Below are 13762 nucleotides of genomic sequence, written 5' to 3'. Positions count from 1 at the left end.
CTGCTCACGAGGTCAGCACGCTCAGCACCTCGGAGTGGAATTCCCGCTGGTACAGGATGTAGATCACGCCCAGCGTCGCGCCCATGAAGATCAGCGGCGAGAAGAACCAGCCGATCGCGGCGAACGCGAAGTAGTAGCCGCGCAGGCCGTCGTTGAAGGTCTCTGCCGCGAGGCCGACGATGCGGCCGGCCTTGTCGGCGAAGTCGTCACGCGACAGTTTCTCAGTCAGGAAGCGCTCCGCCTCCGGCGCCGCGGCGACGAGAAGCGCGCCGAAGGTGTACTGCCGCATCGACCACGTGAAGCGGAAGAAGCTGTAGACGAAGATGCCGAGCAGCAGCATCAGCTTCAGGTCGAAGATCAGCGTGCTGGTGCGTTGTGCGAACGGCAGTTCGCGCACCAGGTCGTTCGCCTTGTCGCCGGCGAGCACCGCGAGCAGGCCGCCGATGATCAGGATCGTGGTCGACGCGAAGAACGACGGGCTGGTCGAGAGGTTCTGAATGACGACGCCATCGATCACGCGCACTTCACGGTAGGTGGTCTGCAGCATCCACTGCCGGCGCACCGCGTTGGTCGCCGCGAGCACGGAGCGGTTCGACGCCGCGCCGTGCCGCGAGAAGTGGGCGTAACTGCCCCAGCCCACGAAGAAGACGGCGACTGCCGCCCAGTCGAGCCAGGGCAGCAGCGCCATCACCTTGAACATCAGTTCCATGGCAGGAACTGTAGCAAGCCGCGCCCCGTCGCCGAGGCGGCTGGCGCGCCGACGATCAGTTGCCGCGCTTGGCGTCGATGCTGATCGCGCCGGGGCCGAAGGCCGCGAGCACGAGGAAGCCGCCGGCGATCGAGATGTTCTTCCAGAAGTTGATCTGCTGCATCATGACCTGCTCGGCCGGCACGCCCCAGTAGGCGTGGAAGATGAAGGCGGCGATCACGGTGAACACCGCCAGCGCGAGGGCCGTCCAGCGCGTCAGGAAGCCGAACACCACCGCCAGACCGCCGCCGAGTTCGATGACGATCGCGATCACCGCGGCAATCGACGCCATCGGCAGCCCCTTCGACGCGATGTAGCCGACCGTGCCCTCGAAGCCGGTGATCTTGCCGAAGCCCGAGGTGACGAAGATCAGTGCGAGCAGGATGCGGCCGACGAGGGCCAGGGGATTTTGCAGGGAGTTGAACACGTGAATTCCTTGGTGGAGGTTGCTGGTTGGGAAGGGAAAAGTGGGTAGGTCAATGCAGGTCGAACACGAGCACTTCGGCATCGCGGCCGTGCTCGATCGACAGCTCGCTCTCGTGCTCGAGGCGCAGCGCATCGCCGGCCTGCAGCGCGTGGCCGTTGACCGTCAGGCTGCCGCGCACCAGGTGCACGTACGTCTTGCGGGCCAGGTCGAGCGCCCGCTTGAGGGCTTGGTCACCGTCGAACAGGCCGCTGTAAAGCGCGGCATCGGCGTGGATCGTCACCGAACCGTCGCGGCCGTCCGGTGACGCGACCAGGCGCAGCGTGCCGCGCTTGGAGTCGGCGTCGAAGTGCTTCTGCTCGTAGCCCGGCTCGATGCCGCGCTCGGCCGGCTCGATCCAGATCTGCAGGAAGTGCGTGGTGGCGTCCGGCGCATGGTTGAACTCGCTGTGCATCACGCCGCGGCCGGCGCTCATGCGCTGCACGTCGCCCGGCTTGATGACGCCGCTGACCTTGGCACCGGCCGCGCCCCCCGGGCCTGGTTGTCCGTTACCTATCGAGTCCTTGTGCGCCAGCTCGCCCGACAGTACGTAGCTGACGATTTCCATGTCCCGGTGGCCGTGCGTACCGAAGCCGGTGCCCGGTGCGATGCGGTCCTCGTTGATGACGCGCAGGTTGCCGAAGCCCATGTGGCGCGGGTCGTGGTAGTCGGCGAACGAGAAACTGTGGTGGCTCTTGAGCCAGCCGTGGTCGGCGTGGCCGCGGTCGGAAGCCTTGCGAATGGTGATCATGGTGCGTCGTCCTTTCGATGGAAGAACTTTAGGGCGGTCACCCGGCGGCGTCGAACGCCGCACGTTGAAGTGATCGTTCAAATAAGATGAACGACTTTCCCCACGCGATCGCCCCATGCCCGACAGCCGGAACGTTTTGACGCCAGATGCCCTGACGATGATGGACGTCATCGCCCGCACCGGCAGCTTCGCGGCCGCGGCGCGCGAGCTCGGCAAGGTGCCCTCCTCGCTCACCTACAGCGTGCGCCAGCTCGAGGACGCACTCGACGTGCTGCTGTTCGACCGCCGCTCGCGCCAGGCGCGGCTCACCGCCGCCGGGCAGCAGCTCCTCGAGGAGGGCCGCCGCCTGCTGGAGCAGATGGATGCGGTCGCGAACCGCGTCAAGCGCGTCGCGACCGGCTGGGAGACGCAGCTGAGCATCGCTGTCGACGGCGTGATCTCGCGGCTCACGATGTTCGAGCTGTGCGAGTCGTTCTACACGCTGTGCGCGTCGTCGCAAATCGCGCGGCCGCGGGCGGCGGCGAAGACCGTGGATCTGGCGGATCCCGCGAACCACAGCGGTCCCGGCACGCGTCTGCGCCTGCGCACCGAGGTGCTGACCGGCACCTGGGAGGCGCTGACGACCGGACAGGTGGACCTCACGATCGGCGTCGGCATGGACCGCACCACGGTCCCCGGCGTGCACATCAGGGAGCTCGGTCAGCTGCCCTTCGTGTTCGCGATCGCACCGCACCACCCGCTGGCCGGTGCGACCCAGCCGCTGAGCGATGCCGAGCTGCTGCGCCACCGCGCGGTCGCGGTCGCCGATTCGGCGCAGCGCATGGCGCCGATGACGGTCAACCTGCTGCCGGGGCAGGACGTGCTGACCGTCAGCAGCATGCAACTCAAGATCGATGCGCTGCTGCGCTGCATGGGCTGCGGCTTCGTGCCCGAGCCGATGGCGCGCGAGCACATCGCCGCCGGGCGGCTTATCGTCAAGCCGGTGCAGCGCTCGTCGAGCATCGGCCGGCTCGGTTATGCGTGGCGCGTGCCGGACGGCAGCGCGCCGGGCGCGGGCCGCAAGCCGCAGCTCGGCCTGGCACTGAAATGGTGGCTCGCACAGCTCGAGAGCGCGACCACGCGCCAGGCGCTGCTCGAGCGCCACAGCATGACGCCGATGGCGGGGATGTGAGCGTGGGCGCGGGCTACGTCGGTCGCTTCGCGCCGTCGCCCACCGGACTGCTGCACGCCGGTTCGCTGGCGGCTGCGCTGGCCTCGTGGCTCGATGCGCGGGCACACGGAGGACGCTGGCTGGTGCGCATCGAGGACGTCGACACGCCGCGTTGCGTGCCCGGTGCGGCCGAGGCGATCCTCGCGCAGCTCGCCGCGCTCGGTCTGCACCCCGACGCGCCGCCCGTCCATCAATCGGCGCGCGACGCCCACTACGAGGCGGCGCTCGCGCTGCTCGTCGCCGAAGGCTGGGCCTACCCGTGCGGCTGCACCCGTGCGGACGTCGCGCAGGCCCTGGCCGCACGCGGCCTGGTACGCGAGCGCCACGCCGATCTGGTGTATCCCGGCACCTGCCGCGACGGCCTGCGCGGCAAGCCGGCGCGCGCGATCCGGCTGCGTGCATCGCCATCGCTCGGCGCACCGGCGGAGCCGCTCGAGATCGAGTGGCACGACCGTCGGCTCGGTGCCCAGCGCCAGAACGTCAGCGCCGCGGTCGGCGATGTCGTGCTGCGGCGCGCCGACACCCTCTGGGCCTACCAGCTGGCGGTCGTCGTCGACGACGCGGCGCAGGGCATCACGCACGTCGTGCGCGGCGAAGACCTGGCCGACAACACGCCGCGCCAGATCCACCTTCAGCATGTGCTCGGCGTGCCGACGCCGGCGTACCTGCACACCCCGCTCGTGCTCGGCGACGACGGCGAGAAGCTCTCGAAGCAGAACGGTGCCACCCCGGTCGTCACCGACCCGCCGCTGCCGGCGCTGCGCGCCGCCGGGCATGCGCTGGAGATCGATGCGGCGGGCGACGACCTGCCGGCATGGCTCGCGTCCGCCACCGCGCAGTGGCGCGCCCGCTGGCCCGATCGCTGACCGCCCTAGCAGACTTCCGCCTACGCTCGCCGCGCCGTGCGCTGGCATGATGTCGGACCCTGTTCAACCCACACGAAAGCGCGCGATGGTCACCACCGATTCCGGCCTCCAGTACGAAGACACCACCGTCGGCTCCGGCGCCACTGCCCAGGCCGGCCAGCACGTCACCGTCCACTACACCGGTTGGCTCTACAAGGACGGCGTCAAGGGCGCGAAATTCGATTCCAGCAAGGACCGCGGCGACCCGTTCGCGTTCGGCCTCGGCGGCGGTCAGGTGATCCGCGGCTGGGACGAAGGCGTGCAAGGCATGCAGGTCGGCGGTACGCGCGTGCTGGTGATCCCCCCGCAGCTCGGCTACGGTGCCCGCGGCGCCGGCGGCGTGATCCCGCCGAACGCGACGCTGATGTTCGAGGTCGAACTGCTCGGCACCTGATCGTCGGCGCCCGATCGATTCCGATGTCCGTGCAATACGAGATCGTCCACACGACGGTCTACCACTACCAGAACCCGGTGACCTTCGGCGAGCACCGGGTCATGTTCCGCCCGCGGGACAGCCATGACCTGCGGGTGCTCGCGACCGACCTGCAGGTCAGCCCCGAAGCCATGGTGCGCATGATCCAGGATCCGCACTCCAACTCGGTCGCGCTGGTGCAACCGCTGGTGCCGGCCGACGAGCTGAAGATCGTCTGCAGCTTCGCGATCGAGCACGCGCACACCAACAACCTCGAACTGCCGCTGGCGCCCAGCGCCGAGGTGTTCCCGTTCGCATACAGCCTGGACGAGCGCTTCGACCTCGAGAACTACCTGCGCCCGAACCACGACGATCCGGGCGGCCACCTGACCGCGTGGGCGCGCCAGTTCATTCGCACCGACGGGCTGACCGGCACGCGTGACCTGCTGGTCAAGATGAACGAGTTCATCCGCGTCAACTTCCGCTATGCCGAGCGCGACGAGGAAGGCACGCAGACGCCGCAGGCCACCCTGAAGCTGAACAGCGGCTCGTGCCGCGATTTCGCACTGCTGATGATGGAGGCCGCGCGCCGCCTGGGCATCGCCACGCGCTTCGTCTCGGGCTACCTGTACGACCCGGCGCTGGACGGCGGCGACGATGCCGGCACTGTCGGTGCGGGCTCCACGCACGCCTGGCTGCAGGCCTACCTGCCGGGCGCGGGGTGGGTGCCGTTCGACCCGACCAACAACCTGCTCGGCGGGAACCAGCTGATCCGCGTCGGCGTGGCGCGCGACCCCTCGCAGGCCGCGCCGATCGCCGGCAGCTGGTACGGCGAACCGGGCGACTACCTCGGCATGACCGTCAACGTGGCGGTGAAGCGGCGTTGAGTTCCTGTCACGGCGCCAAGCAAAAGGCCCGCATCGAGCGGGCCTTTTTTCATGGCGCCGAAACGCTCAGCGCGAGAAGCCGGTCGGGCGACCCTTGAAGCCGCCCTTGCCGGCCGGCGCGCCCGGCTTGCGCGGGGCGAACGCCGGCTTGTGGTCGACGCGGCCGGTGGCGGCGCCGCGATCGAACGGGCTGTGGCGCGGGGCATCACCGTGCGGCGCACGCGGCTCGAAGCGCGGTGCGGCATTGCGATCGAACGGGGCCCGATCGCGCGGTGCGAAGCCCTCACCGCCGCGCGGCGCGAAACCCTCACCGCCACGCGGTGCGAAGCCCTGGCCGCGGTGCTCGAACGGCTTCTTGCCGTAGCTCGGCTTGCCGAACGGCTTGTTGCCGAAGCGGCCCGCGCCTTCCGGGCGCGCCGCGAACATCTTCGGCTCGGGGCTCTTCGGCTCCAGGCCCTCGACGGTCTGCACCGGGATGCTCTGGGTCGTGAACTGCTGGATGCGGCGGATCATGCCGACGTCCATGCGCTCGCCCAGCGTGATCGCCAGACCATTGCGGCCGGCGCGGCCGGTGCGGCCGATGCGGTGCACGTAGTCCTCGGCCTTCATCGGCAAGCCGTAATTGATCACGTGGCTGATGGTGGGCACGTCGATGCCGCGCGCGGCGACGTCGGTCGCGATCAGGATCTTCAGCTGGCCGTTGCGCAGGCCCTGCAGCACGCGGTTGCGGCGTCCTTGCGGATGGCCGCCATGCAGCGACGCCACATGGTGGCCCATGTCGGCCAAACGGTCGGCGAGCCAGTCGGCATCGCGCTGGGTGCTGGTGAACACGACGGCCTGTTCCATCTCCTTGCGAGTCAGGATGTGGTCGAGCAGCGCGTTCTTGTGGTTGACGTTGTCGGCCCAGTGCAGGCGCTGCTCGATGTTCTCGTGCGTGTCGGTGTGCGACGCGACGTCGATGCGCTTCGGATCGCGCAGCAGGTTTTGCGCGAGGCGGCCGACGTGCCCGAGGAACGTGGCGCTGAACATCACCGTCTGGCGCGTCGCGGGAATCGCTTCGGCGATCGTGTTGATGTCGTCGATGAAGCCCATGTCGAGCATGCGGTCGGCTTCGTCGAGCACCAGCATCTCGACGTTCTCGAGCACGGCCTTGCCGGTGTTCAGGTGGTCGATCAGGCGGCCCGGGGTCGAGATCAGGATGTCGAGCTGGCCGCGCAGCGCGGCAATCTGCGCCGGGTACGGCACGCCGCCGACGACGGTGGCGACGCGCAGGCCCGGCACGAAGCGGCCGTAGGTCGCGGCGGCCTTGGCCACCTGCATCGCGAGTTCGCGCGTCGGGCACAGCACGAGGACGCGCGGGCCGTAGATCACGCCGCGTTCACGCTTTTGCGTGGTGTCGGCGCGGGCGGCCAGCACGCGCTCGAGCGCGGGCAGGATGAAGGCGGCGGTCTTGCCGCTGCCGGTGCTGGCGGAGACCATCAGGTCGGCGCCGGCGAGCGCGGGCGGGATCGCCTGCGTCTGCACTTCGGTGGCGGTCTCGTAGCCGGAAGCGGTCACGGCCTTGGTCAGGGCTTCGTTCAGGCCCAGGGTTTCGAATGTCATGGTCTTCTTTCGTCTTCAAACATCGCACGCCCGCACGTCGCCTCGTGGGCACAAGACGTGCGAGAACGCGCCGGTCACCACGCCATGTGGTGACCCAACAAGTCGCTGGGGAGAAGGTCCGAATCAGCGCCAGGGCGGCGCCGGATCTCGGGAACAGTCAAAGCGACGGCATCGCCGCCAACCATTCCCGCAAGCGCTGGCAGGCCGCTTGGGTTCGAACAGAGCCCGCAACAGGTGCAGCGGGCGAAGACTCGATGAGGTCAGAGGGGATGAACGAGCCGCCGGCGCGATTTAGCGTGCTCCGGCGAAGCTCGCATTCTATGTCGGCTGGGGTTTTCCCGCAAGGGGTCGAGACCGATGGCCCTCACTTCGCCAGCAGATGCTCGCGGTAGTACACGAGTTCATCGATCGACTCGGTGATGTCGGCCAGCGCGGTGTGCGCCTGCGCCTTCTTGAAACCGACCAGGATCTCGGGCTTCCAGCGCTTGGCGAGTTCCTTCAATGTGCTCACGTCGAGGTTGCGGTAGTGGAAGAACTCCTCCAGCTTCGGCATCGTGCGCGCGAGGAAGCGGCGGTCCTGGCAGATGCTGTTGCCGCACATCGGCGACTTGCCCTTCGGCACGTACTGCTTCAGGAACTCGATCACTTGCGCCTCGGCGCTGGCCTCGTCCACGGTCGAAGCGCGGACGCGGTCGATCAACCTGCTCTTGCCGTGCGTGCCCTTGTTCCAGGCATCCATCGCATCGAGCGTGGCCTCGCTCTGGTGGATCGCGAAGACGGGGCCTTCGACGCGATGCTGCAGGTGCGGGTCGGTGACGACGACCGCGACCTCGATGATGCGGTCGGTGTCGGGGTAGAGCCCGGTCATCTCGAGGTCGATCCAGATCAGGTTGTCGTCGGCACGGGCCAGGGGGTTGTCGGTCATTCGGTTCTCCTTCGAGGGATTTTCGCAGACCCTACACTTCGGCCATGCAAGCTCCCACTCTCTCGCTGCTGTTCGCCGCCGCGCTGCTCGCCTCGCTGCTGACGAAGTTCTGGCTGGCCACCCGGCAGATGCGGCACGTGGCGGCCCATCGCGGCGCCGTGCCTGCGCCTTTCGCCTCCACGATCACGCTCGCCGCGCACCAGCGCGCCGCGGACTACACGCTGGCGAAGGGCCGCTTCGGGCTGCTGAGCATGGCGTTCGGCGCCGTCGTGCTGCTGGGCTGGACGCTGCTCGGCGGGATCGACGCGCTCAACGCCGCGGTGCGCGACGCCGTCCAGCCGCGCTTCGGTGCGATGGCCTACCAGCTTGCACTGCTGGCGGCCTTCGCGCTGATCGGCGGCCTGCTCGATCTGCCCTTCGAGCTCTACAACACCTTCCGCCTGGAGCAGCGCTTCGGCTTCAACCGCATGACCTGGAAGCTGTACCTCGCCGACACGCTGAAGGGCCTGCTGGTCGGCGCGGTGATCGGCCTGCCGGTCGCCGCGCTGATGCTGTGGATCATGGGCGCGACCGGCGGCCTGTGGTGGCTGTGGGCCTGGGGCGCCTGGATGGCCTTCAACGTGGCCGTGCTGCTGCTCTACCCGACCGTCATCGCCCCGCTGTTCAACAAGTTCCAGCCGCTGGCCGACGAGTCGCTCGTCGCCCGCGTGCAGGCGCTGATGGCGCGCTGCGGCTTCGCGGCCAAGGGCCTGTTCGTGATGGACGGCAGCAAGCGCTCGGCCCACGCGAACGCATACTTCACCGGCTTCGGCGCCTCCAAGCGGGTGGTGTTCTTCGACACGCTGCTGAGCAAGCTGACGGTGGGCGAGGTGGAGGCGGTCCTGGCTCATGAACTCGGCCACTTCAAGCACCGTCACGTGATCAAGCGGATCCTGGCGATGTTCGCGATCAGCCTGGGCGCGCTGGCGCTGCTCGGCTGGTTGTCGACCCAGGCCTGGTTCTATGCCGGCCTCGGCGTGCGGCCGTCGATGAGCGCGCCCAACGACGCGATTGCGCTGCTGCTGTTCCTGCTGGTCACCCCGGTGTTCACGTTCTTCGTGTCGCCGCTGTTCGCGCTGCTGTCGCGCCGCCACGAGTTCGAGGCCGATGCCTACGCCTGCCAGCAAGCCAGCGGCAGCGACCTGGCCGCCGCGCTGCTGAAGCTGCACGAGGACAACGCGGCGACGCTGACGCCCGACCCGGTCTATGTGCGCTTCTACTATTCGCACCCGCCGGCGTCGGAGCGGCTCGCGGCGCTGGCGCGCTCGGCCCCGGCACTCGCGGCTTGAGCAAGTTCGCCGCGCTCGACATCGGCCTCGTGGTCGCCGGGCACGGCCGCCACTACGTCGTCGAGACGCCCGAGGGCGAACGTGTCCACTGCCATCCGCGCGGCAAGAAGAGCGATTGCGTGGTCGGCGACCGCGTGCGCTGGCAGGTGTCGGGCGACGAAGGCGTGATCGAGCACGTCGAGCCGCGCCGCAACCTGCTCTTCCGCCAGGACGAATGGAAGACCAAGTCCTTCGCAGCCAACCTCGACCAGCTGATGGTGCTGGTCGCGGCCGAACCGGTGTTCAGCGAATCCCAGCTCGCCCGTGCACTGATCGCGGCGGAGAGCGCCGACATCCCGGCCCGCATCGTCCTCAACAAGACCGACCTGCCGACGATCGACGCGGCGCGCGAGCGCCTGCGTCCCTACGCTGCCATGGGCATCGAGGTGGTCGAGCTGGCGCTCAAGACCCGCCAGGACGAGGCGCGCGCGGTGCTCGGCCCGCTGCTCGACGGTCGGGCCACGCTGGTGCTTGGCCCGAGCGGCACGGGCAAGAGCACGCTGATCAACCTGCTTGCGCCGGACGCGAAAGCGCAGGTCGGCGAGATCTCCCAGGCGCTGAATTCCGGCCGCCACACCACGACCTTCACGCAGTGGTACTGGATCGACGGCAGCGACCGCCGCAGCGCGCTGATCGATTCGCCGGGCTTCCAGGAATTCGGCCTGCGCCAGATCGACGCGAACCAGCTCCCGTCGCTGATGCCGGACCTGCGCGCGCATTCGTCGCAGTGTCGCTTCTACAACTGCACCCACCTTCACGAGCCCGGCTGCGGGGTCCGCGCCGCGGTGGAACGTGGCGACATCAGCGAATCCCGCTACCGGATCTACGCCGAGATCCTCGCCGAGTTGGTCGACCGGCGCTGAGTCAGCGTCTCAACCGACGAGGTTGGCGAGCGACAGCAGCGCGAGCAGCAGCATCCACAACACGACCGACCGCCACACCAGCCCGACGACGCTGCGCAGGTGGCCCAGCACCGGCGGCATCCCGGGCGTCGAGCCCTCTGCGATCACGGCCTCGGGGGAGACACCCGCCTCGAAGGTCTGCGAGCGGTCGGGCGTGACGCCGGGCGCGGCCGTGCCGCCCAGTTGCACCCCGACGGCGCCCGCGGCGGCGGCCAGGATGATGCCTTCGTTCGGATGCTTCCAGAGCCCGGCATCGCGCCGCCAGCACGTGATCGCCTCCTCGAAGTTGCCGACCACCGCGAAGCCGAAGGCCGTCATGCGCGCGGGCACGAAGTCGAGCGCATTGAACAGCCGCTGCGACAGGCCGAGCAGCCGTGCGTTGACCGGCGCGTCGATGGTGCGGCTCTTGAAGGCCCAGTAGCGGCTGGCCAGCTCGGCCATCCGGTACAGCACCGCGCCGGCCGGCCCCAGGCCGAACGAGGACAGCAGCACGAACCAGAAGAACACGCCGAACACATGCCGGTGCGCGGCCAGCAGCGAGTGCTCGATCACGTGGCGCAGCAGCTCGGTGCGCGGCAGCTCGCTCGCATCGAGATGGCGCCATTCGGAGAGCAGCCGGCGGGCGTCGTCCTCGTCACCGCGATCGAGCGCATCGCGGATGTCGGTGAAGTAGTGGCTGAACTGGCGAAAGCCCAGCGTCAGGTACAGCACCGTCACGTCCCACGCGAGGGCCAGCAGCACGTTGACGCGGATCAGCCCGAAATGCACGCCCCAGGCGACCAGCGCCGGGAACACGCAGGTGATGGCCCAGACGACCCACGCGTGGTGGTCGCGGCCGGCGTCGAAATTGCGGCCGGTCCAGCGCATCCAGCCCGTCAACGAGTCGTGCACCACGTTGCCGCGCGGCAGTGGCTTGAGTTGCTCGATCAGCAGCGCGAACAGGACGGCGAAGAAACTCATTCGCGCCGATGATACCGACGCAGATCGATGCTCAAGCCGCGAGGAAACGATACAGATTGCGCAGCATCGCCGCGGTGGCGCCCCAGATGAAGTAGCGGCGCGTCTTGCCATCGGCCCCGGCGCTGTCGTACGGCATCGACAGGAACTCGCGCTGCGCGCCGTTCAGTTCGATCGCGTGGCGCCGGTGGTTCGCCGGGTTCATCAGGAAGCTCAGCGGCACCTCGAACACCTCGGCCACCTCGAACGGATCGGCCGCCACCGTGAAGCCGGGCCGCACCAGCGCAACGACCGGCGTGACGATGAAGCCGGTTCCGGTGGTGTAGGTCGGCATCGCGCCGAGCACGTCGACGAAGGCCGCGTCGAGGCCGATTTCTTCCTGGGCCTCGCGCAGTGCGGTGGCGGCGGCGTCCGCGTCGGTCGGTTCGACGCGTCCTCCTGCGAAGCTGACCTGTCCCGGGTGATCGTTCAGGTGGTCGGTGCGCTGCGTCAGCAGCACCGTGAGTTCCTCGCGCTCGACCAGTGCGACCAGCACCGACGCATGCGTCGGCAAGCGTTCGCTGAAACGCGGCTCCTGCTTGATCTCGGGGGTCCACAGCGGCGGCATCAGGAAGCGCCGGCGCACGGACGCCGAGCGCAGCACCTCCGCCGTCAGCGGGGGGAGGTGATCGTCGATGCCGACGACGGGAAGCTGCTGCGGATCGAAGGTGAGTGCCATGAGCGTGGGTCGGAATGCAAAAGGCCGCCCGGTTGAGGCGGCCTTCGGGCGTGCGCGGGAGGCGTCAGGCCAGCTTTTCCTTGATGCGAGCCGACTTGCCCGAGCGGCTGCGCAGGTAGTACAGCTTGGCGCGGCGAACGTCGCCGCGGCGCTTGACCTCGATCGACGCGATCAGCGGGCTGTACAGCTGGAACGTGCGCTCCACGCCTTCGCCGCTGGAGATCTTGCGCACGATGAAGCTGCTGTTCAGGCTGCGGTTGCGCTTGGCGATCACGACGCCTTCGAACGCCTGGACGCGCTTGCGCGTGCCTTCGACGACGTTGACGCTGACGATCACGGTGTCGCCCGGGGCGAACGTGGGGATGGTCTTGTTGAGCCGAGCAATTTCCTCGTGCTCGAGGGTCTGGATCAGGTCCATGGGTTCTCCAAAGTGATCGTGCCCGCGCGCGTTGATGGAATTGGATGAAGCAGTTGAAATCGGGCGAGCCGGTTCACGCTTCTGCGCGGCAGAGGATCGAAAAGCCTTTGATTATGGCACAAGACCGGCCAGGAAGGTCTCGTCGGCCCGGCTCAGACGCCCGGCGGCGCGTGCCGCGGCGATCAGGTCGGGGCGCCGGCGGGCGGTGATCTCGAGCGACTGCTCGCGGCGCCAGCGGGCGATCTCCGCGTGGTGGCCGGACAGCAGCGCCGTCGGCACCGCGTCGCCCGGGCCGCCACCAGGCAGGACCTCGGGGCGGCTGTAGTGCGGGCAATCGAGCAGGCCGTCCTCGAAGCTGTCCTGTTGGTGCGACTGGGCATCGCCGAGCACGCCGTCCTGCAGCCGCGCGACGGCGTCCAGCAGCGCCAGCGCCGGCAGTTCGCCGCCGGACAGCACGAAATCGCCCAGGCTCAGTTCCACGTCGACGTGGCGGTCGATGAAGCGCTGGTCGATGCCTTCGTAGCGCCCGCACAGCAGCACCGCGCCCGGCGATGCGGCGAACTCGCGCACTACGGCCTGGTCGATGCGGCGGCCGGTCGGCGTGAAGTGCACGACCGGCGCCGCCACGGCTTCGGCACGTGCCGCGCGCACCGCCGCCAGCGCGCGTTCGAGCGGCTCGACCAGCATCACCATGCCCGGCCCGCCGCCGTAAGGGCGGTCGTCGACGCGGCGGTAGGCGTTGTCGGCGTAATCGCGCAGCGGCCACAGCGTCACGTCGACGCGGCCGGTTTCGAACGCGCGGCGGGTGATGCCCTGCGTCAGGTGCGGCGCGAACAGGTCCGGGAACAGCGTGATGACGTCGAAGCGCATGGACCCGCTTCTAGTAGTCCAGGCCCCAGTCGACCGTGATCACCCGCTTCTCGAGGCTCACCTCGTCGACATAGGCGCCGACGAACGGGATCAACCGTTCGGCCTCCTGCGCGTTGGCCCCGGCGGGCAGTTCGTCCGGCGCGACGCGCAGCACGCTGTGCGGGCCGGTGTCGATCAGACCCGCCACGGTGCCGAGCACGGCGCCGTCCCGGTTCACGACCTTCAGGCCGATCAGGTCGACCCAATAGAACTCGTCCGGATCGGGCGTCGGGAAGCTGGCGCGGCCGATGAACACCCGCGCGCCGCGCAGCGCCTCGGCGGCGGTACGGTCGGGGACCTCTTGCGCGAGCGCGACGACCACGTCGCCGTGGTCCTTGACCTGGGTGATCTTCAGCAGCGAGGGGATGGCGTCCGCACCGGCAGGCCGCAACGGGCCGACCTTCTCGGACGGCAGCAGGAACCAGCGACGCGACGAAAAGAGGGCCTGCGGGTCGTCGGCGAACGGCTGGACCTTGATCCAGCCCTTCAGCCCCCAGGCGTCGACGATGCGGCCGACCTCGATCGCATCGTCGGGCCACGCGGCATCGGCGCCGCGCGGACGGGGGGCAGCACTCATGGCCTGCGCCC

The 13762-nt window shown here is 69.0% G+C and carries 16 protein-coding genes; 6 read left to right on the top strand and 10 right to left on the bottom strand.

The window, feature by feature from the left end:
• Positions 1-4 precede the first annotated feature (4 nt).
• The 3 genes from ASC76_RS15100 to ASC76_RS15090 are packed head-to-tail and all read right to left on the bottom strand — an operon-like array spanning position 5 to position 1962.
• A complete protein-coding gene (locus ASC76_RS15100; protein WP_056467952.1) occupies positions 5-709 on the bottom strand; it encodes a DUF599 domain-containing protein in 705 nt (234 codons plus the stop codon).
• Between the two features lie 55 nt (positions 710-764).
• Positions 765-1175, bottom strand: a complete 411-nt coding sequence (locus tag ASC76_RS15095) for a DoxX family protein (protein ID WP_056467951.1) — start codon at positions 1173-1175, stop codon at positions 765-767.
• Positions 1176-1224: 49 nt separating this feature from the next.
• Positions 1225-1962, bottom strand: coding sequence for a pirin family protein (locus ASC76_RS15090; protein WP_056467949.1), 738 nt, complete (start codon positions 1960-1962; stop codon positions 1225-1227).
• A 115-nt stretch (positions 1963-2077) separates the two neighbouring features.
• Here ASC76_RS15090 and ASC76_RS15085 point away from each other — a divergent pair, with 115 nt between their 5' ends.
• The 4 genes from ASC76_RS15085 (at position 2078) to ASC76_RS15070 (ending at position 5376) form a co-directional block, all read left to right on the top strand.
• On the top strand, positions 2078-3133 hold the full coding sequence (locus ASC76_RS15085) for a LysR substrate-binding domain-containing protein (protein ID WP_056467947.1): 1056 nt from the start codon (positions 2078-2080) through the stop codon (positions 3131-3133).
• 2 nt (positions 3134-3135) lie between these two features.
• A complete protein-coding gene (gene gluQRS / locus ASC76_RS15080) occupies positions 3136-4038 on the top strand; it encodes a tRNA glutamyl-Q(34) synthetase GluQRS (protein ID WP_056470878.1) in 903 nt (300 codons plus the stop codon).
• An 85-nt stretch (positions 4039-4123) separates the two neighbouring features.
• On the top strand, positions 4124-4471 hold the full coding sequence (locus ASC76_RS15075; RefSeq protein ID WP_056467944.1) for an FKBP-type peptidyl-prolyl cis-trans isomerase: 348 nt from the start codon (positions 4124-4126) through the stop codon (positions 4469-4471).
• A gap of 23 nt (positions 4472-4494) precedes the next feature.
• Positions 4495-5376, top strand: a complete 882-nt coding sequence (locus ASC76_RS15070; protein WP_056467941.1) for a transglutaminase family protein — start codon at positions 4495-4497, stop codon at positions 5374-5376.
• A gap of 66 nt (positions 5377-5442) precedes the next feature.
• On the opposite strand, the gene ASC76_RS15065 is transcribed toward ASC76_RS15070, so the two are convergent.
• Both ASC76_RS15065 and orn read right to left on the bottom strand, forming a co-directional pair.
• A complete protein-coding gene (locus ASC76_RS15065) occupies positions 5443-6978 on the bottom strand; it encodes a DEAD/DEAH box helicase (RefSeq protein WP_056467940.1) in 1536 nt (511 codons plus the stop codon).
• Between the two features lie 364 nt (positions 6979-7342).
• Positions 7343-7903, bottom strand: coding sequence for an oligoribonuclease (gene orn / locus ASC76_RS15060; protein ID WP_056467937.1), 561 nt, complete (start codon positions 7901-7903; stop codon positions 7343-7345).
• 44 nt (positions 7904-7947) lie between these two features.
• On the opposite strand from orn, the gene ASC76_RS15055 reads away from it, so the two are divergent.
• Together ASC76_RS15055 and rsgA are read left to right on the top strand one after the other, a co-directional pair.
• Positions 7948-9231, top strand: coding sequence for a M48 family metallopeptidase (locus ASC76_RS15055; RefSeq protein WP_056467934.1), 1284 nt, complete (start codon positions 7948-7950; stop codon positions 9229-9231).
• The gene (rsgA, locus tag ASC76_RS15050; RefSeq protein ID WP_056467933.1) at positions 9228-10133 is read left to right on the top strand and encodes a ribosome small subunit-dependent GTPase A; all 906 of its coding nucleotides are present in this window, start codon (positions 9228-9230) and stop codon (positions 10131-10133) included. The genes ASC76_RS15055 and rsgA overlap by 4 nt, the downstream gene beginning before the upstream one ends.
• Positions 10134-10142: 9 nt before the next feature.
• Here rsgA and ASC76_RS15045 read toward each other — a convergent pair whose 3' ends face one another.
• From ASC76_RS15045 to rimM, 5 genes are all read right to left on the bottom strand, one after another.
• The gene (locus ASC76_RS15045; RefSeq protein WP_056467926.1) at positions 10143-11132 is read right to left on the bottom strand and encodes a CobD/CbiB family protein; all 990 of its coding nucleotides are present in this window, start codon (positions 11130-11132) and stop codon (positions 10143-10145) included.
• Between the two features lie 31 nt (positions 11133-11163).
• The gene (locus ASC76_RS15040) at positions 11164-11847 is read right to left on the bottom strand and encodes a CoA pyrophosphatase (RefSeq protein ID WP_056467924.1); all 684 of its coding nucleotides are present in this window, start codon (positions 11845-11847) and stop codon (positions 11164-11166) included.
• 64 nt (positions 11848-11911) lie between these two features.
• Complete coding sequence (rplS, locus tag ASC76_RS15035) at positions 11912-12265, bottom strand: 50S ribosomal protein L19 (protein WP_056467921.1); 354 nt, start codon at positions 12263-12265, stop codon at positions 11912-11914.
• Between the two features lie 111 nt (positions 12266-12376).
• Positions 12377-13135 (bottom strand): tRNA (guanosine(37)-N1)-methyltransferase TrmD, encoded by a 759-nt coding sequence (gene trmD, locus ASC76_RS15030; protein WP_056467918.1) that lies wholly within the window; start codon positions 13133-13135, stop codon positions 12377-12379.
• Positions 13136-13145: 10 nt separating this feature from the next.
• The gene (gene rimM / locus ASC76_RS15025; protein ID WP_056467915.1) at positions 13146-13751 is read right to left on the bottom strand and encodes a ribosome maturation factor RimM; all 606 of its coding nucleotides are present in this window, start codon (positions 13749-13751) and stop codon (positions 13146-13148) included.
• Between the last annotated feature and the right edge of the window lie 11 nt (positions 13752-13762).

It is taken from the genome of Rhizobacter sp. Root404 (genome assembly GCF_001425865.1).
Lineage (GTDB): Bacteria > Pseudomonadota > Gammaproteobacteria > Burkholderiales > Burkholderiaceae_C > LMDS01.
The sequence above is the reverse complement of the archived record's forward strand: the minus strand, read 5'-3'. Positions and strand labels throughout refer to the sequence as shown.

Bases quoted from the DNA above. Each gene is read 5' to 3' on its own strand.
- ASC76_RS15100 (WP_056467952.1), bottom strand. From the start codon at position 709: ATGGAACTGATGTTCAAGGTGATGGCGCTGCTGCCCTGGCTCGACTGG.
- ASC76_RS15090 (WP_056467949.1), bottom strand. From the start codon at position 1,962: ATGATCACCATTCGCAAGGCTTCCGACCGCGGCCACGCCGACCACGGC.
- ASC76_RS15085 (WP_056467947.1), top strand. From the start codon at position 2,078: ATGCCCGACAGCCGGAACGTTTTGACGCCAGATGCCCTGACGATGATG.
- ASC76_RS15075 (WP_056467944.1), top strand. From the start codon at position 4,124: ATGGTCACCACCGATTCCGGCCTCCAGTACGAAGACACCACCGTCGGC.
- ASC76_RS15070 (WP_056467941.1), top strand. From the start codon at position 4,495: ATGTCCGTGCAATACGAGATCGTCCACACGACGGTCTACCACTACCAG.
- ASC76_RS15065 (WP_056467940.1), bottom strand. From the start codon at position 6,978: ATGACATTCGAAACCCTGGGCCTGAACGAAGCCCTGACCAAGGCCGTG.
- orn (WP_056467937.1), bottom strand. From the start codon at position 7,903: ATGACCGACAACCCCCTGGCCCGTGCCGACGACAACCTGATCTGGATC.
- ASC76_RS15055 (WP_056467934.1), top strand. From the start codon at position 7,948: ATGCAAGCTCCCACTCTCTCGCTGCTGTTCGCCGCCGCGCTGCTCGCC.
- ASC76_RS15045 (WP_056467926.1), bottom strand. From the start codon at position 11,132: ATGAGTTTCTTCGCCGTCCTGTTCGCGCTGCTGATCGAGCAACTCAAG.
- ASC76_RS15040 (WP_056467924.1), bottom strand. From the start codon at position 11,847: ATGGCACTCACCTTCGATCCGCAGCAGCTTCCCGTCGTCGGCATCGAC.
- rplS (WP_056467921.1), bottom strand. From the start codon at position 12,265: ATGGACCTGATCCAGACCCTCGAGCACGAGGAAATTGCTCGGCTCAAC.
- trmD (WP_056467918.1), bottom strand. From the start codon at position 13,135: ATGCGCTTCGACGTCATCACGCTGTTCCCGGACCTGTTCGCGCCGCAC.
- rimM (WP_056467915.1), bottom strand. From the start codon at position 13,751: ATGAGTGCTGCCCCCCGTCCGCGCGGCGCCGATGCCGCGTGGCCCGAC.